Origin of the sequence: Legionella hackeliae, assembly GCF_000953655.1 — a bacterium.
Lineage (GTDB): Bacteria > Pseudomonadota > Gammaproteobacteria > Legionellales > Legionellaceae > Tatlockia > Tatlockia hackeliae.
In genome coordinates this window covers 380,849-399,609 of the sequence record NZ_LN681225.1, presented here as the reverse complement: position 1 = coordinate 399,609, position 18,761 = coordinate 380,849, and the positions used below count along the sequence as shown (strand labels likewise).

Genomic DNA, 18,761 nt, shown 5'->3' with positions numbered 1-18,761 from the left:
TTTTCAATTAAGAGAATTGCTTGCTTCACTGCGTTCGCAATGACGAGGACTTGTATCGCGACCGGACTTAGAATGATTATGAACTGGTTTTTGGCAGCACTGCGAAGCAATCCAATACAAGGGCGCCCTACCCTCGCTTACTTAACAAGGGTTTTAAAAACTGTCCGGTATATGATTCTTTACAGCCAGCAACCTCTTCCGGGGTTCCACTGGCAATAATTTGACCGCCTTTGCTCCCCCCCTCGGGACCAAGATCAATAATCCAGTCGGCTGTTTTTATCACATCTAAATTATGCTCAATGATAATAATTGTATTACCCTGTTCCCTTAAGCGATTAAGAACACTCAGCAATTGTTTGGTATCGTGAAAATGTAATCCAGTTGTCGGCTCATCAAGAATATAGAGGGTATTGCCAGTATCTCTTTTAGATAGCTCACGCGCTAACTTAATACGTTGGGCCTCTCCCCCGGAAAGTGTTGTTGCACTTTGCCCCAATCGGATATAGGAAAGTCCAACATCAATTAATGTTTGGCATTTTCTGGCAACGACTGGAATTGCATCAAAAAAGGTTCGCGCATCTTCAACAGTCATATCCAGCACTTCGTGAATGTTTTTGCCCTTATATTGAATTTCCAGCGTTTCGCGATTATAGCGTTTTCCTTTACAAACATCACAAGCAACATAAATATCGGGCAAGAAATGCATTTCCACTTTAATTAAGCCATCTCCTTGACATGCTTCACAGCGTCCGCCACGCACATTAAAACTAAAACGCCCGGGCTGATAGCCGCGTGCTCGAGACTCAGGTGTTCCTGAAAACAATTCGCGAATAGGTGTAAATAAGCCCGTGTAGGTCGCAGGATTAGAGCGTGGCGTGCGACCAATTGGACTTTGGTCGATATCAATGACTTTGTCACAAAGTTCCAGTCCTTTAATTTCTTTAACAGAACCTGGAGTTAGAAGACTAGCACGGTTCAATTTATTCGCAGCAATAGGATAAAGTGTGTCATTGATTAAACTTGACTTGCCAGAACCAGAAACGCCAGTAACGCAGGTAATAACGCCTAAAGGAATATTGACATTCACGTTCTTTAAATTGTTGCACTGCACTCCTCTTAGCTGCAGCATTTTTTCTTTATTATGAGCAATACGACGTTCAGGCACTGGAATTGATTGAAAGCCCGCAAGGTATTGACCGGTAAGCGATTGCTTATTTTTCATAATTTCGGCAGGCGTTCCTTGGGCGACAATTTGGCCTCCATGAACACCGGCACCAGGCCCTATATCCAACACAAAATCAGCAGCACGTATGGCATCTTCATCATGTTCAACAACAATGACAGTGTTACCCAGGTTGCGCAAATGTAAGAGCGTTTTTAATAGACGCTCATTATCACGTTGATGCAATCCAATTGATGGCTCATCGAGAATATACATTACTCCTACCAAGCCAGATCCAATTTGGCTAGCTAAACGAATTCTTTGAGCTTCACCACCCGATAACGTTTCGGCACTACGAGCGAGGGATAAGTAATCCAATCCTACATTTACCAAAAAACCCAAACGTTCAACAATTTCTTTATTGATTTTGGAGGCAATTTCGCCACGATAACCTGTTAGCTGCAAGCCCCGGAAAAACTCAAAAGCTTCCTCAATAGGATAAGCCGTAATTTCTGGCAAATTTTTATCATCAACAAAAACATGTCGAGCCTCTTCGCGCAAACGCGCTCCAGCACAGGTCTCACAAGGACGAGAGGAAAGATATTTCGCCAATTCTTCACGTACCATAGACGAGTCTGATTCACGATAACGGCGCTGCATATTCGGAATTACTCCCTCAAAGCTATGTCTTTTCGACATAAAACCGCCATGAGGTCGCTGATAATGAAAATCAATCAATTCTTTACTGCCATAAAGAATAGTAGTTTGGATTGACTCAGGCAGATCACAGAAGGGAGTTTCGACATCAAAATTAAAATGGCGTGCTAATGACTCCAGCATTGGATAATAGTAAGTCGTTTTTTTATCCCAACCACGAATAGCTCCCTCGGCTAAACTGGCAGAAGGTTCATGAACTACCCTTTCTGGGTCAAAAAATTGATTAACACCTAAACCATCGCAAGTAGGGCAAGCCCCCATCGGATTATTAAATGAAAACAACCGGGGTTCCAACTCACTTAAGCTGTAACCACATTCAGAACAAGCAAATTTTGATGAGAATACTATCTCATTAAATTCTTTGTCGACTGCCGAGACTATTGCTAATCCTTCTGCCAAATTCAAAGCATTTTCAAAGGATTCACTTAAGCGTTGCGCGAGGTCGGAACGAACCTTAAAGCGGTCAACAACCACTTCTATAGTATGTTTTTGTCTCAAACTTAATTTTGGTGGTTCATCCAGCTCATAGATTTCACCATCAATCCGGGCGCGCACATAACCCTGGGCCTGTAATTGTTGCAGGAGCTGTACATGTTCCCCTTTACGCTCACGAACAACAGGAGCAAGAATCATCGCTTTGGCACCTTCCGGCAGCGCTAAAACCTGATCCACCATTTGACTGATCGTTTGAGCATGCAAACTCACACCGTGTGTAGGGCAACGAGGCTCACCTACACGAGCAAATAAAAGCCGCAAGTAATCATAAATCTCTGTAATAGTACCTACGGTTGAACGCGGATTATGCGAAGTTGCTTTTTGTTCGATAGAAATTGCTGGCGATAATCCCTCAATGGAATCAACCTCTGGCTTTTCCATCATGGATAAAAATTGACGCGCGTACGCAGACAAGGACTCGACATAACGACGTTGTCCTTCTGCATATAAAGTATCGAACGCTAACGACGACTTACCTGAGCCAGACAGACCAGTAATTACTGTTAACTGATTGCGAGGAATTTCAACATCGATATTTTTTAGATTGTGAGTTTTCGCTCCGCGAATACTAATGTAATGCATGTAAAATTTGATTCAAAAAAAAACAAGTATAGCTCTGCTATACTTTTTAAACAAATAATTTTGTGACTGAGCTGTAAGGAGTATAGTCATAATGCATGATAAGGACTATCATGAAATTTGAACGATTAATAATGCCCTTACTTTTCATTTGTTTTTTTACGCCATCTATTCATTATGCAAATGATAATGATCTTGATGTCACTGCATGGTCTCAACAAACTTTACTAGCCACATTATCTATCAATTATAACGAAACTGACACTGACTTTGCTGATTTACGCAAGCGTTATACATTAAATGCCTGGTCAGCTTTACATAATTTTTTTAGCCAACAAATTACAGAGGTAAAAAAGAAACAACTGACTATACATCCTTACCCCTTAACTAAACCCAGCATAACAGAGCAAGGTGTGTTTTCCGGAATTTATTATTGGCGAGTGAATCAATCGTTTATGATTCCGGAGTTACATTCTCAACTGGATTTTTCAGTCATTATTATTAAGGGAAATAACCCTCCTTTTATGGTGCAAAGTGTTAATATTGTGAGACATTAAATTTTGTCCCACAATTTAAGTTAACCAATTACTATTTTCGCTATATCCTCACTCTCATGGTCGTAAAGAACAGAAGTAACTCCTTCATAAACAGTCACTACAGTTTTTCCCATTGGATTGCGAGGATCTATAATTGCATTTTTAATTAAATCGTCCCCTCGCTCGCTAAAATCAAACGACCACTTAGAACCCAATTTAACCAGATTGGAAACAATAAAAAATGTTGGAATATCTTCACTGTAATTTTGAGGGCATATTTTTTGATCCTCTATCACATATCTTAATAAAGCCAGCTTAATTCGCTCATCAACTTGCGAAGGGGTGTATTTTGTAGATTGGAAACACCAAGCACTAGGCAGATATTTCACTTTAACTTTCATGAGAGCCTCTTAATAAGCAAAAAGAGCAAATAGTAATCACAATGTATCACAAAGTAAACCTTAGCGGGTAGATTTTAAGAAAAACTCACCTAATTCACTGATTTCTATAGAAATTTGTAGTTGAAATTTTTTCATTGACTCCTCAAAGTAAATATTAAGCAGTTCCATTAGTTGATGCGCTGTGCTTTGTAATGTTTCATCGCTACGACCGGCCATTACTTTAATGTCAAGATGGATAAAAGCATGTTTAGAGTCTCCATCTGCAATGTAAAAAATATCACTGCAAAGTGCTCGGCTTTTGCAACTTGCCAGGTTTGCAGGAAGAGAAGTCGCCAAAATTGCATGACATTCTGAAAAAAAACTCAACAGCTTATCTTTTTCAATGATATTAGAACTGTATTCCAACGTTAGATGGGGCATATCCTTCATCTCCTATTCTTAAGATTTTGTAAAATCAGCTTAAAAACCTTGGTTGACTTTATTAAAATGGTATACTCTTTGCCATGATTTTTTAACGGAAACACAGCATGCAAGCAATACTTAAATTTTTCGTCAGTTTCTTTCTTATAGTCGTAGTTGCATGCGCACATGCTGATAATAATTTGAAAGAATTTGAACAAGAATTTAGTGACTCGGTTATTACGACTAAAATCACAGCAAAATTTACAAAAAATCGCAATTTAAATCCATTGAAAATTTATGTATCTACTCATGATGGCGTCGTCTCTTTGCGCGGACATGTTAAAGATCGTCAAGCGTTCGTTGATGCTCTAAGACTCGCTAAAATGACAAAGGGAGTCAAAGAAGTCGATACCGATGAGTTGGTTATTAAGCAAGTAAATACAGCATTTACCGATGCTTATATTACTACCAAAGTTGAGGCCGCCGTGTTAAAGGCAAAAGTGTTTGATGACGAATCCATCCCCTTAGTTGGCATCAATGCAACGACTACCAATGGCACAGTAACCCTATCAGGCAGCTTGAAACAAGAAAAAGCCATTAGCGCGATTATAAAGCGAGTTACTGCTGTGCGGGGCGTTAAAAAGATTATTTCAAGACTAGAAATTGACAAGGAAGCTTCATGAAACCATTCACCCGGTTTAAACTTTTTCTTTGGACTTTTGGACGTTTTCAAATTCCTTTGATTGGTTATTTGGGACCTAAGCTAATCAAATTGAATGATCAAGCAATTGTTGTTAAAATACCGCTAACCCGTCGCAGTAAAAATCACTTAAAGTCCATGTATTTTGGTGCGCTGGCTGTTGGAGCCGATCTTGCCGGGGGCATGCACAGTTTTTATCATGCCAAACAAGCCAGATTAAATGTCTCTGTTGTCTTTAAGTCTTTCAAAGCCCAATTCCTGCGTCGTCCTGAAAAGGATGTGTATTTCGTCTGCAATCAGGGGGACATTGTAAAAGCGATGATTGAAGAATCCAAAGTAAAACAAGAACGTATTAATAAGCCTATAGAAATTAAAGCATTAATTAACTACCCTGATAACCCAGAAGAAGTCGCAACATTTATTTTGGAATTATCGATTAAGGTTATTTAAGCACAATTAGACTAAATTCAACTATACTTATGCAAAAAATAGGTATTGGGGAAAATTATGTTTTCTCTGAAATATATCGTCTTCTGCACCCTATTAGCTCTACCATTTCATAATGCATTGGCCGATGATTATATCAACGCCGTTTCCATAATCATGAAACAATGTTATGAAAAACATAAGAGAATTGATAATGATTTTGCAAGATGCATTATGATCGGAGAGGAAAAAGTTCCAAACCATCTGAATTATGAAATTATGCTGAATGCTGAATCAGAAACCTCCGATGAGCTTCTTCTCCAGATCTATAATTCATCCAAACACTTAACCTGTCTTGTTACTGTAGGCAATTCACTTGAAATTAAAGTCTGCAAGGAAGAGTAGACATACTGGTAACTTTTGTATCTTATTTGCAATTATTATTAATTTATCAATACAATGAAATTCTGATGACCACCAAGCCCCATAATGAATTTAGCCTATTGGCAACGTGCTGCATTTCTATTTCTTTTGGCCAGCTATGGATTGCTTTTCTATTTTATTTTGACGTTTCAACAAGGCATTGATTTCGCCTCGTTTTATTCGGCATCGCAAATGTTAGCGATGGGGGACAATCCTTATCAAACATTAGTTGCCACCTATCTACCTGTCGTAAAAAAATTAGCATGCAACTTAAATCCACCTATTGTGCTTATATTGTTTAATCCTTTGGTCCAATTAAACTACCATACGGCACTTGTAATCTGGTGGTTAGTATCGTTAATTTTATCATTAGTCTCAGCCCGACTTGTATTTAAGCTTGTCTTTTCCCCTGATTTTTATCAACAAAATTGGCCTAATCTCTATCTTCTTTACTTGGCATTTTTTGGCATTTTAATGGATAGAGCCATCGCGCAATTAGGTGCTCTATTATTATTTTGTATTCTCTTTGGCTATCATTTTTATGTAAAAAAAAATGACTGTCTAGCAGGGATTTTGTGGGGCTTTATTATTGCGCTAAAATTTTTTCCAGCAATGCTATTTTTTTATGTTTTACTGCAAAAGCGCTATAAGACATTTTTGATAATGTCCACTGTCACATTGTTACTCTGTATTCTTCCTATATTGCTATACGGAATGACCATCTACCAACAATATTTTTCCATGATGTCTCAGATCCGCTGGTATGGTGATAATTGGAATGCTTCTATTTACGGCTATTTTTTTCGTATTTTCATTGATACTAATAACAAAACTCAGAGTCATATATTCGTAAACACACTCTATGGATTATCATTTATTGTTCTGCTTTTGTGGTATTTGAAAACCGCTATAAAAATGCAAGCAAACGCAATGGATAAACATTTTTTCGCACTTAGTTTAGCCATGATGTTGCTGCTCAGCCCGTTTGGTTGGTTATATTATTTTTCGTTACTTATTTTCCCACTTTGTCTTACTTGGGAAACTCTTTTCTTGCATGGTTACAACTTTAAACACAACATTTTATGGCTTTTAAGTTTGTTTTTACTTAATTTTCCCATCGATTACCTTTCCAGCAAAAAAATGACTGAACTAACCAATAAATTTTTCATTTATTCTTTTTATTTTTATGGTTTGCTCCTTCTTATTTTTCTATTAAGCCATCAACGAACACAAATTACACGCTCACGCCATGCGCTTACAAACTCACGATATGTTCCTGTTATTGCTATCATTTTTATCTTTGGTTTTTTAGTTCCCGTTCTGAGTTTTCTAGAGAGACTTTTTGATTTACCTTTCTTAAGAATAAGTGATTGAACATAATTTTTTGACATTTTTTCTTTCAGAAAGAACGATTGACAAATCCCCATTCGAGGTCTAACGTTAAACGCATAATGGATGATACTTTATTTTATATATAACCAAGTATGATTGACCTGACGATACACACACAACCTGATGATGAAACCTGTGGCCCTACCAGTTTACACGCAATTTATCGTTACTATGGTTTGAATCTTGATTTACCGGATGTTATAAAAAATGTTGAACGCTCTCTTTCAGGCGGAACTTTAGCTCCAATGCTGGGAAAACACGCCCTATTACATGGATTTAAGGTTACTCTTTACATTAATAATCTCAATATTTTTGATCCAACGTGGTTTGATTTCGAGCAAGGGATCGCTTGCCAGAGTGTATTAAAAATAAAATTACTTGCACAAATGCGGCACAAAAGAACAAAAGGCATTTTGCAAGCTAGCCAAGCTTATCTTGATTATCTTGAGCTCGGTGGTGAGGTACGTTTTCGAACCTTGAGTGTACAATTATTAAAGGACTATTTTGCTCAAAACATTCCCATTTTAACCGGATTAAGTGCTACTTATCTATATCGCAGCTCTCGCGAGCGCTATATTAATAGTGAAGCGATTTATGATGATATACGCGGAACCCCGTGTGGGCATTTTGTTGTTTTATGTGGTTATGATGACAAGAAACGTCTGGTTGTTGTCGCTGATCCGCATAGGGAAAATCCAATTTCCCAGGATAATTACTATAAAGTAAGTAGTAATCGTTTAATTAATGCAATCATGGTTGGCGTTCTAACCTACGATGCTAACTTAATAATAATTCAACCTAAAGAGTGATAAATGGAAACATTAATCGTTACGGACGATCCTTCGGGGTGGGAATTTTTAAGCCCACTTGCTGCTATTGTCCAAGCTTCAGATTATTTATCCGATGAAAATTATTATCAAAGTAAATCCATCCGTGTCATTAACCTATGTCAATCTTATAATCATCAAACCATAGGTTACTACGTTTCTTTACTTGCCCATGCACGTGATCATAAAGCTATACCTTCCGTGCATAGTATTCAAGACGCACTGAATGCTGAATTATCTAAATTTATTTCTCAAGATGTCGATGAAGAAATTCAACACAGTTTAAATGAAATCAAAGGAGATGAGTTTGTTTTAAGTTTGTATTTTGGCCAAAATATGGCTAAATGCCATGCCAATCTTGCCAAAAAACTTCACGGTCTTTTTCCTTTGCCTTTGATACGTTTCATCCTGGAAAAGAAGAAGCAATGGCGGATTAAAACATTGCAGGTTTTATCCTTAACCGATATTCCCGAACATCATAAAGAATTTATGCAGCAATCGGCAGAAAACTACCTTTCTAAAAAACGCTTTCATCAATGGCGTAAAAAGCAACGCTTCCATGACCTAGCCATTTTGATTGACCCTGTCGAACCAAATGCGCCTTCTAATAAAAAGGCCCTGGATATTTTCGCGACGACTGGCGAAGCGATGGGGCTAAATGTTGATTTTATTGAAAAAAGCGATACCAAATCCCTTGCTGAATATGACGCGTTGTTTATTCGCGCAACGACCTCTGTTAATCATTACACCTATCGAATGGCAAGACGTGCTTCGCAAGAGAACTTAGTAGTTATTGATGACCCACAATCCATTATTAAATGCAGCAATAAAGTTTATCTCGCTGAACTGATGCGTAGTCATCAAATCTTAACACCAGAGACTATTTTCATTAGTAAATTTGATAAAGAAATTCCCCAAATCGAATTTCCTTGTGTCCTGAAAAGACCTGATAGTGCCTTTTCGCATGGGGTCGTTAAACTTGATGATAATAAAGCGTTGCAAAAATCATTGACCCAGTTTTTCAAAATTTCTGATTTGGTTTTAGTGCAACCTTTTATTCCCACAGAATATGATTGGCGTATTGGTATTTTAGACAATAAACCCATTTTTGCTTGCCGTTACTACATGGCCAAAAATCATTGGCAAATTTACAATTGGGACGCCATTAAAGAAAAACGTGAAGGCGCAACAGAAACGATTCCGCTTCATGAGGTCCCTGAAGCCATCATTAAAACCGCATTAAAGTGTACCCGCCTAATTGGCGATGGCTTGTATGGTGTTGATATAAAAAGTCAGGGTGATAAACATTATATTATCGAAGTGAACGACAATCCTAATATTGACTTCGGGATTGAAGATAAAATTTTAGGTGAATCACTCTATCAACATGTTATGAGTGTATTTTTGCAACGCATTCGCAGGAAACATGGATATGTCTGATTACCCTATTTTTTCTGTGTTGGGTATTGAAATTGAGTATATGCTTGTTGATACCCAACATTTAAATGTGCAACCTCAAAGTGACCTGATTCTTAAGGCCTTAGCCAATGAATTAGTTAATGAAGTCTCTTTAGGGGACATCGCCGTCAGTAACGAATTAGTTCTCCATGTGCTTGAGCTAAAAAATGATGGGCCGAAACCACCTGACGCTCCTATTGCGCAGCAATTTCAACAAGCCATTGAAAAATTACACCCGTTGCTGGCTGCTAATAATTTACAGTTACTGCCCACAGGTGCTCATCCCTGGATGGATCCGCTAAAAGAAACTAAACGCTGGCCACATGGCAACCGCGACATTTATCATCAATTTGATGCCATTTTTAATTGCCAGGGGCATGGATGGGCGAATTTGCAAAGCATGCATGTGAATTTACCTTTTGCCAATGATGAAGAATTTAATCAATTACACAACGCGATTCGTTTGATCCTGCCTTTATTACCGGCTTTGGCCGCAAGTACGCCATTTTTGGACGGCAAAAAAACAGGTTTAAACGACTCTCGTCTCTATTATTACGGCAAAAACCAGCAAGGCATTCCCTCAATTAGCGGAAGCATCATCCCTGAATTTATTAGTAGTGAAGAGCAATATCGTCAAGAAATTCTAGCTCCTATGTATCAAGCTATCAGTCCACACGATCCTAAAAAGATTTTGCAATATGAATGGCTGAACTCAAGAGCAGCCATTCCCAAGTTTGACTACAAAGCCATTGAGATTCGTATCTTGGATTCGCAAGAATGTGTACAAGCAGATATTGCAATAGCTCTTGCTATCCGTTCAATTTTAAAACATTGGCAAACCAACTCCTTCTATTATCTAGACAAGCCCTGTGAAACCCGACGCCTAAAAGCAGTTTATGATGAGACCATTAAGAGTGGTTTTGCCGTACAGGTTGAAGATTCAGAATTAAGTCGACAATGGCAATTACCGAATCGGACGATGACTATGCGTGATGTTTGGTCGCACTTAATTGAGAAAGTCAGTGGTGAACTGGATTATTCAACACAACGGGCTTTGGAATTTATTTTAAGCCAAGGCAATCTAAGCGAGCGTCTTTTAAACGCCTGTGGGAATAACATTAATCACCCCACCCTGATGCATGTTTACCGTCAGCTTTCGCATTGTTTAATGACTAACCAATTGTTTAATCCAGCATGAAGCCTTGTGTACTTGTTTTAAGTTGTGAACATGCAGTAAACAGTGTTCCGATAACTTATCAAAAATACTTCAATGGACATGAGGCTTTATTAAACACTCACCGTGGAATCGATTTCGGAGCTCTCGGTGTTGCGAATTATTTTAAACAGTCTTTTAATTGTGATTTGGTACAAGCCAACGCGACAAGATTGCTGATTGATTGTAATCGCCGTTTGTCCAACCCTGCTTGTTTTTCAGAGATTACCGCAGGATTATCCCAGCTAGAAAAACAGGCTATCATTGAAGAGTACTATACCCCTTTTCGTGAAAACGTCATTAACATCATTAGTAACTACATTAATCTAGGTTATCAAGTCTGGCATTTCTCGATTCATAGTTTTACGCCTGTCATGAATGATTTAGCGCGTAATGCGGATATTGGCTTTCTCTATGATCCTAAACGCATCAAGGAAAAAGCGCTGGCAAAAGCATGGAAATTAGCCCTTAAAACTCAGTCTGGGAGATTGCGGGTGCGACTTAACTATCCTTATCGTGGCATCACCGACGGCTTTACGAGTTTCTTGCGCACTCAATTTGACGAAGAAACCTATCTGGGATTGGAGGTTGAAAATAATCAGGCTCTAATGACTAACAGTCAGTCAGTAACGCAAGTTGCAGAAGCCTTAGCCTCAGCATTACACTCTATTCTTCCTTAGCGTTTTTTCTTAACACCCAAAGCAGACATTATAGAACGCGTAAGATCCCGAAAAATTTGTCGTATTATCTGACGAAACAACGTATTTTTTGTAATTTGCTCAACCATAGACGGATCTTCTTTTGTCTTTTTCATTTTTGCGTCTGTCGTTGAGGAGTCTTTCGCTTGTGTATGGATTGCAGCCTCGGCCAATAAAATTTCTTTTGCTGAACTTCGCTCTTGACGCTTTTCGTATTTTGGCAGCAGTGTCGAGGTTGCAACAGCTTGGGCTAACTCGTTGGGACTCAATACACCCATGCGCGATTCTGGCGCCCTCACCATACACTCAATTAATGGAGTAGGTTGCCCTTTTGCATCCAAGGCGCTTACCAACGCTTCACCGATTGCTAAAGCAGTTAATAATTGTTCCGTCTCATAATAATTGGATGGCGGAAAATTCTGCGCAACCAATTTCATCGCTTTACGATCTTTTGCTGTAAATGCACGAAGTGCATGCTGAACTTTTAATCCTAACTGACTTAAAATTGAGTCAGGAACATCGTTAGGTGTTTGGGTACAAAAGATTAATCCGATACCTTTCGAACGAATTAATTTGACCATTGTATCCAATAAATTCAGTAATGCTTTGCTGGCGTTACTAAAAATTAAATGCGCTTCGTCAATAAACAATACTAATTTGGGTTTAGGAGGATCTCCTAATTCAGGCATCAAACGATAAACATCCGACAATAATTTAAGCATGAAGGTCGAAAATAATTTAGGTTTATCCTGCATATCACCAAGACGTAAAATAGAAACGATACCCATGCCCTCTGCATTGGTTCGCACTAAATCCAACACGTTAAAAGCAGGTTCCCCAAAAAATTGACTCCCACCTTGGGCTTCAAGTTCAATAATTTTACGAACAATAGTGCCTACAGAGGCGGTTGGAACTCCGCCGAACTGGCTTTCAATTTCAGCTTTGCCGGCATCCGTTTGTACAAATTGTAATAGAGCTTTGATATCGGCCAAGTCTATTAAGGGTAAACTTTTAATTTTTGCATATTCAAAAAGTACAGTAATAACACCTTCTTGCGTCTCATTGACATCCAACATGCGTGAAAAAAGAAGCGGACCGAAATCAGTCACCGTTGAGCGCAAGGGAACACCGTCGTGCGCGTCACTCAATGTCAGCATTTCTACCGGAAAAGCACGTGGGGTATAGGTCAAATTTAATGACTGACTTCGAGCAATTAAGGCATCTGTAGCGTCACCCGGTACGGCTAATCCGGAAACATCGCCTTTAATATCCATGACTAAACTAGGCACCCCCGCTAAAGAGAGTTGCTCACTTAAGACCTGCATGGTTTTGGTTTTACCACTACCAGTGGCTCCGGCGATGAGACCATGACGGTTGAAGGCTTTTAGAACCAGGTTTACTGGAGCGTCAGGAAGTAAATGATCATTGAGTAAAATACCACCTAACTGTATGACAGGTAGATCGGTAGCTTGATAAGCGGTAATTAAATCTTCATACATGAAAAAGTAACATCCATGTTAGGGAGGATAAACTGATTATAGTGAATGAATCTTTGATTTTACATCGTTATTGCTAAATTTCTCGATTATTTCTGCTTTGTTGTAATGCTTTCCTGTTTGAGTTAATCCATCCCAGGTCGAATCTTTAATCTTCGTTAACTCATCCAGTAAGAACGAGGAGAATGAATGGATATGATAATTGGTTCTTTCATCGCATAAAAACTCGTTGATTTCGCGGGTAATAAACTCTAATTTCTCATCATCACTCTTCGGTTCTGTACTACATTCAACTACCTTTGCACTTAACGCTGCGGCACGGTTTTGACCGGTAGTGGTATGTCTAAACCAAGTAAAAAACCCGTTGTCAGCACGCGTATATGTTCCAGGTTTTTTATTATACCAATCAGAATAATTTTGTTGTGACTGAGTAACTGCTTGAACAATTGCTTCTACTTTTTGTTGCGAGGTGAGCTCTTCAGCGTTAGTATTTGCCGGCGCAAAATCGCCTACAGAAGAAGCTCTATTGTTGTCAATATTATGCAAAGAACGATTTATTGCATCCTGAAGATTGGCACTTTCAATCTGTGCCCGCTCTTCTTCCGTCAACTCTTCAACTTCAGACGACATTTCTCTTTGTTCCGCTTGATCCAATGAAGCATAAATTGCTGCAATAAATTCAACGTCACTCTCATCAGGATTATTGGTATCCCTTTCTATTACATAATCCTCGTCAGTAACTACAGGCACATACTCTATGTCTGCTTCATTCACTGTGTTTACTGAAGGGACAGGAAATGCCAATGTGCTAAAATCAATATCAACTTTAAATTGCTCAGCGAGGTAGTTACCCTCTTCTTTTAGTAGCAGTAAAAAATAGTCACGTTTTATTTGTGCAAACAGTTTGATATTTTTTAGTGCGGGATAGAGTACCGTAAAGGCTTCTTGAAAATGTGTCCATGCAGCAAGCTGTAGCCATTGATTGCTATCGCTCGGAGCTTCTGCTGACTCTTTAAGAGCAACAAGGTATTCTCGAGCAGTTTGAGTCCCGTCCACCAATGGAACAGCGAGTGATTTTACTTGATCGATAAGTTCATTATGAATATCAACCAAATCCTTTGGATCTACAGTGATTTGTTGGTTTTTAAACAACTGAGCCAAAAATTCTGGATATTTCTCGGCAACTGTTTTCTCAATTATTGACCAATTAGCTCCATGTTTTTTCTTCCACTCCAACCATTGTTGTTGATGTTCCACTTGTTCAGCTTCTTTTTTTGCAACTGCTTCTAGCTGTTGTTCTGAGGTTAAGGGCAATTCATGAAAAGGTGTTAGCGAAATGTCTTCCTTCTTATAGTTTGGGAAAGGATTGCTACTTTTAATGGGATTGTGGAAACTCCACTCTGGCTTTTCGGGAGTGAGACTATCTATATATACATAAGTATAGGTAATACCACCTTGTACATAGGATTGATGGTTATTAATTCTTCCTTCTGTACGATATAAAATGTTATTTTCCAAGTAATAAGTCACAGGAGCAATGTCTTTTTCACCATCACTGTAATAAACAGTCCAAGGACCTTTAGCCCCTTCTAATTGATGCCATTCAGTCGCTTTAGTCGGTGTTTCTTTGACAGCTACATCGACTTTAATGTGGTTACCTTCTATTGAAAATCTAATCCAGCCCTCTAATTGCTGGCACCAAAGCGGACCTATTGTTTTCATATTAAGCTACATCACGAATAATTTAGTAGCAACTATAGCATGTGAAACTTAAGAACAGCTTAAGGCCTATTCTGGCACTCAGGACAGAGGCCATAGATATTTAGAGCATGGTCTGTCATCTTGAAATTTGCTTGTTTGGCAATTAATTGTTGTCGTTGTTCAATAATCTCATCAATAAACTCTTCGACTTTGCCACATTTCACACAAACAAGATGGTCATGATGTGTACCTTGACTTAGTTCAAAGACAGAGTGTCCACCTTCAAAATTATGGCGATTGACCAAACCGGCTGCCTCAAACTGCGTTAACACCCGATAAACTGTTGCCAGCCCTACATCCTCCCCCATTTCCAAGAGCGCTTTATACACCCCTTCAGCACTCAAATGATGGTCGCGTGACTGCTCCAAAATTTGCAGAACTTTTAAACGGGGCATTGTTATCTTTAATCCAGCATCTTTTAGCTGTTGGCTCTCTTCCACCCGACACTCCTCTGTGGCTATTAAACACCTTTTATCCAGGTGTCTTTCTATGGCTGACATGATATTATGGCCAAATTTTTCAGAACAGGCAAAAAAATGCGAATTAAAACTATTCTCATCATTCTTACTACCGCGTTGTCCCTTGCATTAAGCGGCTGTATTTCTTACGACTATGCCAGACGTATTGTGCAGCAAGGAAATTTATTACCACAGTCTAAAATTGAACGTCTGAAATTAGGCATGAGCAAAAATGACGTCGCAATTTTGATGGGTACGAGTCTTTTAAGTCCTACATTCAACAATGAGCGTTGGGACTATGCTTACACATGGCGTAGAGGGGCTGGTCCTTTAATTATTAAACATTTAAGTCTGTATTTCTCTAATGATAGACTGGCAAGAATAGAACACAAACCTTAATTGATTTGTTATTCACCCATAATCTGTCATTCCCTAGCAAAAAGGAATGATAGATTATTCGTGCGAAAAAACCAGCTTCATCAGAACCAGGAAAGACAATAAACTATTTATCTTTTGTCTTTGCCCGTTGTCGTCTTTTTTCCTTCGGGTCAAATGAAAGAGACCTATATATTTCAATGCGATCGCCGGGCTTTAAGACAGTATCCAAAGGTTTTTGCTTGGAAAAAATCCCAACTGGACTATTTTTTATTTCTGGATGTGTAACCAACAAATTAGACTCTTTCAATGCGTCACTAATCGTTGAGCCTGATTTTAAGTCCAATTTGAGATGAATAATTGAGCCACTCTCAGGGATGTAAATAATTTCAACCTTTACCATAAACAGACTCAGCGCGGTCACAAAATGCATCAACCATTTTGTCGGTGACCTGTTCAAACACAGGGCCTAAAATCATTGAAAACATCCAGCCTGCGAACTCAAACTCCAAATCAAAGGAAATTTGACATCCCTCAGGAACTTCATCAAAACGCCAAAATCCTTCCAAGTGCTTAAATGGACCATCTACTAAACGAATCTCTATCATCTTATTTGCTTGCAGGCGATTACGTGTAGTAAAGGATTTACTCATTCCAGCCGCAACAATGACTAATGTTGCCTGAATTTCATCTTCATCTCGATGATGCACCAAACTTTGCGAGCAATAAGGTAAAAACTGAGAGTACTCCTCGACATTATTAACCAACCCATACATTTGTTCACAAGAAAAAGGAACTACGCGCATCTTTTTCACAATAGTCATGCGGCACTCCTTTTGATTAATTCACCGAGCCATAGCGAGAGGTCTTTGACTTCCTCCATACAAATGGAGTGTTCCATGGGATACTCATGCCAGCTTAAATTTCTATAGCTATGTGCTGAAAGCCAATCGATAGTTAGTTTGCTCCAGGCAGGCAATACAATGGTGTCGTAAGCACCATAGCCCAAAAACATAGGGGTATTTGATGCAAGAGACGGTTTGCATTCAGAAGCCAAAGGCAAATAGGAAGATAGGGCAATAACACCACCTAAAGGACGTGTCATTTGTAAGGCTGTATGGAGGGCCATAGCACCACCTTGAGAAAAGCCGGCGAGAAAAATTTTATCAGAGGTCATGCCTTGTTCGATCTGAGTTTGAACGGCTTTAAGAATCTGTTCCTCAGAAATTAAAATGCCTTCTTTATCCTCTTTTCTGGTAAATCCAAGATCAAAAATATCATACCACGCCCGCATGGATATACCGTTATTAATCGTCACTGGCCGTATTGGTGCATCAAGAAAAATATGTCGAATTGGAATATCGCTTAGCATTAATTGGCCAGCCAGCCCTGACATATCAGAAGCATCAGCCCCCAAGCCATGCATCCAAATTACACAAGCAATAGCCTGTTCATTTGGTTCTTTAATGTAACTATTTAGCACCATATCTCCAGCGGGAAAAAACTCAAATTATCACTAAAGCCTTGAAGTATAGCAAGGTTAAATCTTTGCTTTATTCATTCTCCCATAGAAGTAGAATAAATATTTGCAGAAAATAACAATTAATGTTCTTTTTAAAGCATAATGGCTATGTTATTATCAACAAGATCAGTCCTTATTTTTTGTGTATTCATGTTTGTACAAATTCAGGCGTTTCTTTCAATGCTGGCCAAGCAACCAGCTAATTACGAGTTAGATGCAGCAGAATGGTTTGATATCACAGAATGGTATTCACAATCAGATGACGATACTAAAAATTACCTCGTTCAAGGATTAGCCCTACATTCACAAATCAATAAAGTGCTTATACATACTCATTTGGCCTTAAATTCATCCTATGTTGACGTATTTAATCAACTGCAAAGGGAAGCTCTGAGCACTGCAAAGGCCAAATTCATTCAGCGTACAAAAAAAAATCTGCCCCAAATTGATGAGTTGGAGTTAAATGATATTCAATGGCTAGAATTGTTACGTCGATTTTCTCGAAACAACTCAAGTCGTTTAACCACATCTTTTCTCATTCATCATTTATCGGAAATTCATCCAACATTTGTTAAAAGCATTACAAAACAGCAAAAAGAAACAGCGCATCCACGCCAAGCCAAGCCGACTCGAGATCATAGCCATCTTCAGCCTAAGGCCAAACGTCGAAAATATGACGGTAAAGCAGATATTTCTTCAAATTGTTTGATCTTGGAAGACGATAGTAGAAACCAAGACTTGCATGTACCCCTGGCAAAACAAGGAGTGAGAGTTACTTCATTAAAGCGCGGAACCCCGGAAAAGCATTATAGCGATGTTCGACGTACCCCTGGTGGACGTAAAATAGGGCTCTTTTGGACGCATAAAACAAAAGGACGTCGCCTCGATTTTTTTAAACCGCTAACACCGTCACCCAAGAAAGTTGCTCTCACGCAAACTGCTCAGGACGTGAATAGAAAAATCCCTCAATTACGTTTGTTTTGTAATGATGAACCCATCTATTTTAAGGCCACTTTAGAAAAACTTGAGCAGAGAGAACCCACTCGTCGCTTTGGGCAAAATCAATTAACTGGAGTAAGTTGCCAATCTCTATTTGCCGCCTACAATCCAACGATTATTATTGAACGTTGCAGCAAATATCATTGGTCTCATCTGATTGCTCACTATTTTGGCGGTGATCAAAGCATAACTAACCTTGTCCCAACGACATCCGCTGCAAATTACAACATCTTGGACGTAATTGAGCACTTTATTGCCAAAAAATTGATTGATGACAAAGTAGCAGAAGTTAATATTTGCGTTGAACCTATTTATGATGATAACCCCCATATTCCAAGTAATCTTAAGTTTTCCCTAACATGGGTAGAGAACGATAAAACTCATGAGGAAATCATCAGGATCAGTCCCCGTTCCCAGGAGCGATTTACAAGGGCTACACTTCAAAGTATTCACTTTATTAGAGAGCAATTCAAAAATTTAGTGATTAAAGAAAGCACGGCAGATATTGTCCTCGAAGAATCGTCAGGATTAACTTTGTAAAACTTTAATAGCGGTTTCCTAGCGAATTCCTTATACTTGGTTATTTGTAATAGCATAATTGCGATATGCGTTTAATCATATTAATTTGTATCACTGTCTTGACTTTATCAGCTTGCGGGCAAAAAGGACCTCTCTATTTACCAAAGCCTGCGCAGCAACAAAGCCAAACACCATAACGAAG

At 38.8% G+C, this 18,761-nt stretch carries 21 protein-coding genes; 12 read left to right on the top strand and 9 right to left on the bottom strand.

Going from position 1 to position 18,761, the window contains the following annotated elements:
• Positions 1 to 127: 127 nt before the first annotated feature.
• Positions 128 to 2,956, bottom strand: coding sequence for an excinuclease ABC subunit UvrA (gene uvrA, locus LHA_RS01890; RefSeq protein WP_045105037.1), 2,829 nt, complete (start codon positions 2,954 to 2,956; stop codon positions 128 to 130).
• A 110-nt stretch (positions 2,957 to 3,066) separates the two neighbouring features.
• Here uvrA and LHA_RS01885 point away from each other — a divergent pair, with 110 nt between their 5' ends.
• Complete coding sequence (locus tag LHA_RS01885; protein WP_045105036.1) at positions 3,067 to 3,510, top strand: DotI/IcmL family type IV secretion protein; 444 nt, start codon at positions 3,067 to 3,069, stop codon at positions 3,508 to 3,510.
• A 20-nt stretch (positions 3,511 to 3,530) separates the two neighbouring features.
• On the opposite strand, the gene LHA_RS01880 is transcribed toward LHA_RS01885, so the two are convergent.
• Together LHA_RS01880 and LHA_RS01875 are read right to left on the bottom strand one after the other, a co-directional pair.
• Positions 3,531 to 3,890, bottom strand: a complete 360-nt coding sequence (locus LHA_RS01880) for a hypothetical protein (RefSeq protein WP_045105035.1) — start codon at positions 3,888 to 3,890, stop codon at positions 3,531 to 3,533.
• Positions 3,891 to 3,950: 60 nt separating this feature from the next.
• On the bottom strand, positions 3,951 to 4,310 hold the full coding sequence (locus tag LHA_RS01875; protein ID WP_045105034.1) for a 5-carboxymethyl-2-hydroxymuconate Delta-isomerase: 360 nt from the start codon (positions 4,308 to 4,310) through the stop codon (positions 3,951 to 3,953).
• A 107-nt stretch (positions 4,311 to 4,417) separates the two neighbouring features.
• Between LHA_RS01875 and LHA_RS01870 the strand changes: the two genes are divergently transcribed.
• The 8 genes from LHA_RS01870 to LHA_RS01835 all read left to right on the top strand — a co-directional run bounded on the left by LHA_RS01870 (position 4,418) and on the right by LHA_RS01835 (position 11,411).
• The gene (locus LHA_RS01870) at positions 4,418 to 4,975 is read left to right on the top strand and encodes a BON domain-containing protein (RefSeq protein WP_045105033.1); all 558 of its coding nucleotides are present in this window, start codon (positions 4,418 to 4,420) and stop codon (positions 4,973 to 4,975) included.
• Positions 4,972 to 5,442, top strand: coding sequence for a PaaI family thioesterase (locus LHA_RS01865; RefSeq protein WP_045105032.1), 471 nt, complete (start codon positions 4,972 to 4,974; stop codon positions 5,440 to 5,442). Before LHA_RS01870 ends, LHA_RS01865 begins: the two co-directional genes overlap by 4 nt.
• 57 nt (positions 5,443 to 5,499) lie before the next feature.
• A complete protein-coding gene (locus LHA_RS01860; protein ID WP_045105031.1) occupies positions 5,500 to 5,823 on the top strand; it encodes a hypothetical protein in 324 nt (107 codons plus the stop codon).
• 84 nt (positions 5,824 to 5,907) lie between these two features.
• Entirely contained in the window at positions 5,908 to 7,215 is a 1,308-nt protein-coding gene (locus LHA_RS01855) for a glycosyltransferase family 87 protein (protein WP_045105030.1), read from the top strand.
• A 110-nt stretch (positions 7,216 to 7,325) separates the two neighbouring features.
• The gene (locus LHA_RS01850; protein WP_045105029.1) at positions 7,326 to 8,042 is read left to right on the top strand and encodes a C39 family peptidase; all 717 of its coding nucleotides are present in this window, start codon (positions 7,326 to 7,328) and stop codon (positions 8,040 to 8,042) included.
• A gap of 3 nt (positions 8,043 to 8,045) precedes the next feature.
• A complete protein-coding gene (locus tag LHA_RS01845) occupies positions 8,046 to 9,500 on the top strand; it encodes a RimK family protein (protein ID WP_045105028.1) in 1,455 nt (484 codons plus the stop codon).
• Positions 9,493 to 10,716, top strand: a complete 1,224-nt coding sequence (locus LHA_RS01840; RefSeq protein WP_045105027.1) for a glutamate-cysteine ligase family protein — start codon at positions 9,493 to 9,495, stop codon at positions 10,714 to 10,716. The genes LHA_RS01845 and LHA_RS01840 overlap by 8 nt, the downstream gene beginning before the upstream one ends.
• Complete coding sequence (locus LHA_RS01835) at positions 10,713 to 11,411, top strand: N-formylglutamate amidohydrolase (RefSeq protein ID WP_045105026.1); 699 nt, start codon at positions 10,713 to 10,715, stop codon at positions 11,409 to 11,411. Before LHA_RS01840 ends, LHA_RS01835 begins: the two co-directional genes overlap by 4 nt.
• Here LHA_RS01835 and LHA_RS01830 read toward each other — a convergent pair.
• Genes LHA_RS01830 through fur form a run of 3 tightly spaced genes read right to left on the bottom strand, consistent with a single transcriptional unit; the run spans position 11,408 to position 15,126 of the window.
• Positions 11,408 to 12,928 carry a helicase HerA-like domain-containing protein gene (locus LHA_RS01830; protein WP_045105025.1) on the bottom strand — a complete coding sequence of 507 codons (1,521 nt, stop codon included), beginning with the start codon at positions 12,926 to 12,928 and terminating at the stop codon, positions 11,408 to 11,410. The genes LHA_RS01835 and LHA_RS01830 overlap by 4 nt on opposite strands.
• A gap of 36 nt (positions 12,929 to 12,964) precedes the next feature.
• Positions 12,965 to 14,647 carry a hypothetical protein gene (locus LHA_RS01825; protein WP_045105024.1) on the bottom strand — a complete coding sequence of 561 codons (1,683 nt, stop codon included), beginning with the start codon at positions 14,645 to 14,647 and terminating at the stop codon, positions 12,965 to 12,967.
• A 59-nt stretch (positions 14,648 to 14,706) separates the two neighbouring features.
• Positions 14,707 to 15,126, bottom strand: coding sequence for a ferric iron uptake transcriptional regulator (fur, locus tag LHA_RS01820; RefSeq protein ID WP_045105023.1), 420 nt, complete (start codon positions 15,124 to 15,126; stop codon positions 14,707 to 14,709).
• A 66-nt stretch (positions 15,127 to 15,192) separates the two neighbouring features.
• Between fur and LHA_RS01815 the strand changes: the two genes are divergently transcribed.
• A complete protein-coding gene (locus LHA_RS01815; RefSeq protein WP_045105022.1) occupies positions 15,193 to 15,543 on the top strand; it encodes an outer membrane protein assembly factor BamE in 351 nt (116 codons plus the stop codon).
• Between the two features lie 103 nt (positions 15,544 to 15,646).
• Here LHA_RS01815 and LHA_RS01810 read toward each other — a convergent pair whose 3' ends face one another.
• From LHA_RS01810 to LHA_RS01800, 3 genes are read right to left on the bottom strand one after another with little or no spacing between them, the layout of a single operon-like run.
• Positions 15,647 to 15,922, bottom strand: a complete 276-nt coding sequence (locus LHA_RS01810; protein ID WP_045105021.1) for an RnfH family protein — start codon at positions 15,920 to 15,922, stop codon at positions 15,647 to 15,649.
• The gene (locus LHA_RS01805; RefSeq protein ID WP_045105020.1) at positions 15,909 to 16,343 is read right to left on the bottom strand and encodes a type II toxin-antitoxin system RatA family toxin; all 435 of its coding nucleotides are present in this window, start codon (positions 16,341 to 16,343) and stop codon (positions 15,909 to 15,911) included. Before LHA_RS01805 ends, LHA_RS01810 begins: the two co-directional genes overlap by 14 nt.
• Positions 16,340 to 17,005 carry an alpha/beta hydrolase gene (locus LHA_RS01800; protein WP_082060256.1) on the bottom strand — a complete coding sequence of 222 codons (666 nt, stop codon included), beginning with the start codon at positions 17,003 to 17,005 and terminating at the stop codon, positions 16,340 to 16,342. The genes LHA_RS01805 and LHA_RS01800 overlap by 4 nt, the downstream gene beginning before the upstream one ends.
• Before the next feature lie 186 nt (positions 17,006 to 17,191).
• Here LHA_RS01800 and LHA_RS01795 point away from each other — a divergent pair, with 186 nt between their 5' ends.
• Positions 17,192 to 18,580 (top strand): DNA/RNA non-specific endonuclease, encoded by a 1,389-nt coding sequence (locus LHA_RS01795; protein WP_158644238.1) that lies wholly within the window; start codon positions 17,192 to 17,194, stop codon positions 18,578 to 18,580.
• 65 nt (positions 18,581 to 18,645) lie between these two features.
• The gene (gene lptM / locus LHA_RS16440) at positions 18,646 to 18,756 is read left to right on the top strand and encodes an LPS translocon maturation chaperone LptM (protein ID WP_082060254.1); all 111 of its coding nucleotides are present in this window, start codon (positions 18,646 to 18,648) and stop codon (positions 18,754 to 18,756) included.
• Positions 18,757 to 18,761 lie beyond the last annotated feature (5 nt).

Coding starts and splice junctions, on each gene's coding strand:
- uvrA (WP_045105037.1), bottom strand. CDS start 2,956: ATGCATTACATTAGTATTCGCGGAGCGAAAACTCACAATCTAAAAAAT.
- LHA_RS01885 (WP_045105036.1), top strand. CDS start 3,067: ATGAAATTTGAACGATTAATAATGCCCTTACTTTTCATTTGTTTTTTT.
- LHA_RS01880 (WP_045105035.1), bottom strand. CDS start 3,890: ATGAAAGTTAAAGTGAAATATCTGCCTAGTGCTTGGTGTTTCCAATCT.
- LHA_RS01875 (WP_045105034.1), bottom strand. CDS start 4,310: ATGCCCCATCTAACGTTGGAATACAGTTCTAATATCATTGAAAAAGAT.
- LHA_RS01870 (WP_045105033.1), top strand. CDS start 4,418: ATGCAAGCAATACTTAAATTTTTCGTCAGTTTCTTTCTTATAGTCGTA.
- LHA_RS01865 (WP_045105032.1), top strand. CDS start 4,972: ATGAAACCATTCACCCGGTTTAAACTTTTTCTTTGGACTTTTGGACGT.
- LHA_RS01860 (WP_045105031.1), top strand. CDS start 5,500: ATGTTTTCTCTGAAATATATCGTCTTCTGCACCCTATTAGCTCTACCA.
- LHA_RS01855 (WP_045105030.1), top strand. CDS start 5,908: ATGAATTTAGCCTATTGGCAACGTGCTGCATTTCTATTTCTTTTGGCC.
- LHA_RS01850 (WP_045105029.1), top strand. CDS start 7,326: ATGATTGACCTGACGATACACACACAACCTGATGATGAAACCTGTGGC.
- LHA_RS01845 (WP_045105028.1), top strand. CDS start 8,046: ATGGAAACATTAATCGTTACGGACGATCCTTCGGGGTGGGAATTTTTA.
- LHA_RS01840 (WP_045105027.1), top strand. CDS start 9,493: ATGTCTGATTACCCTATTTTTTCTGTGTTGGGTATTGAAATTGAGTAT.
- LHA_RS01835 (WP_045105026.1), top strand. CDS start 10,713: ATGAAGCCTTGTGTACTTGTTTTAAGTTGTGAACATGCAGTAAACAGT.
- LHA_RS01830 (WP_045105025.1), bottom strand. CDS start 12,928: ATGTATGAAGATTTAATTACCGCTTATCAAGCTACCGATCTACCTGTC.
- LHA_RS01825 (WP_045105024.1), bottom strand. CDS start 14,647: ATGAAAACAATAGGTCCGCTTTGGTGCCAGCAATTAGAGGGCTGGATT.
- LHA_RS01815 (WP_045105022.1), top strand. CDS start 15,193: ATGGCCAAATTTTTCAGAACAGGCAAAAAAATGCGAATTAAAACTATT.
- LHA_RS01810 (WP_045105021.1), bottom strand. CDS start 15,922: ATGGTAAAGGTTGAAATTATTTACATCCCTGAGAGTGGCTCAATTATT.
- LHA_RS01805 (WP_045105020.1), bottom strand. CDS start 16,343: ATGACTATTGTGAAAAAGATGCGCGTAGTTCCTTTTTCTTGTGAACAA.
- LHA_RS01800 (WP_082060256.1), bottom strand. CDS start 17,005: ATGGTGCTAAATAGTTACATTAAAGAACCAAATGAACAGGCTATTGCT.
- LHA_RS01795 (WP_158644238.1), top strand. CDS start 17,192: ATGTTTGTACAAATTCAGGCGTTTCTTTCAATGCTGGCCAAGCAACCA.
- lptM (WP_082060254.1), top strand. CDS start 18,646: ATGCGTTTAATCATATTAATTTGTATCACTGTCTTGACTTTATCAGCT.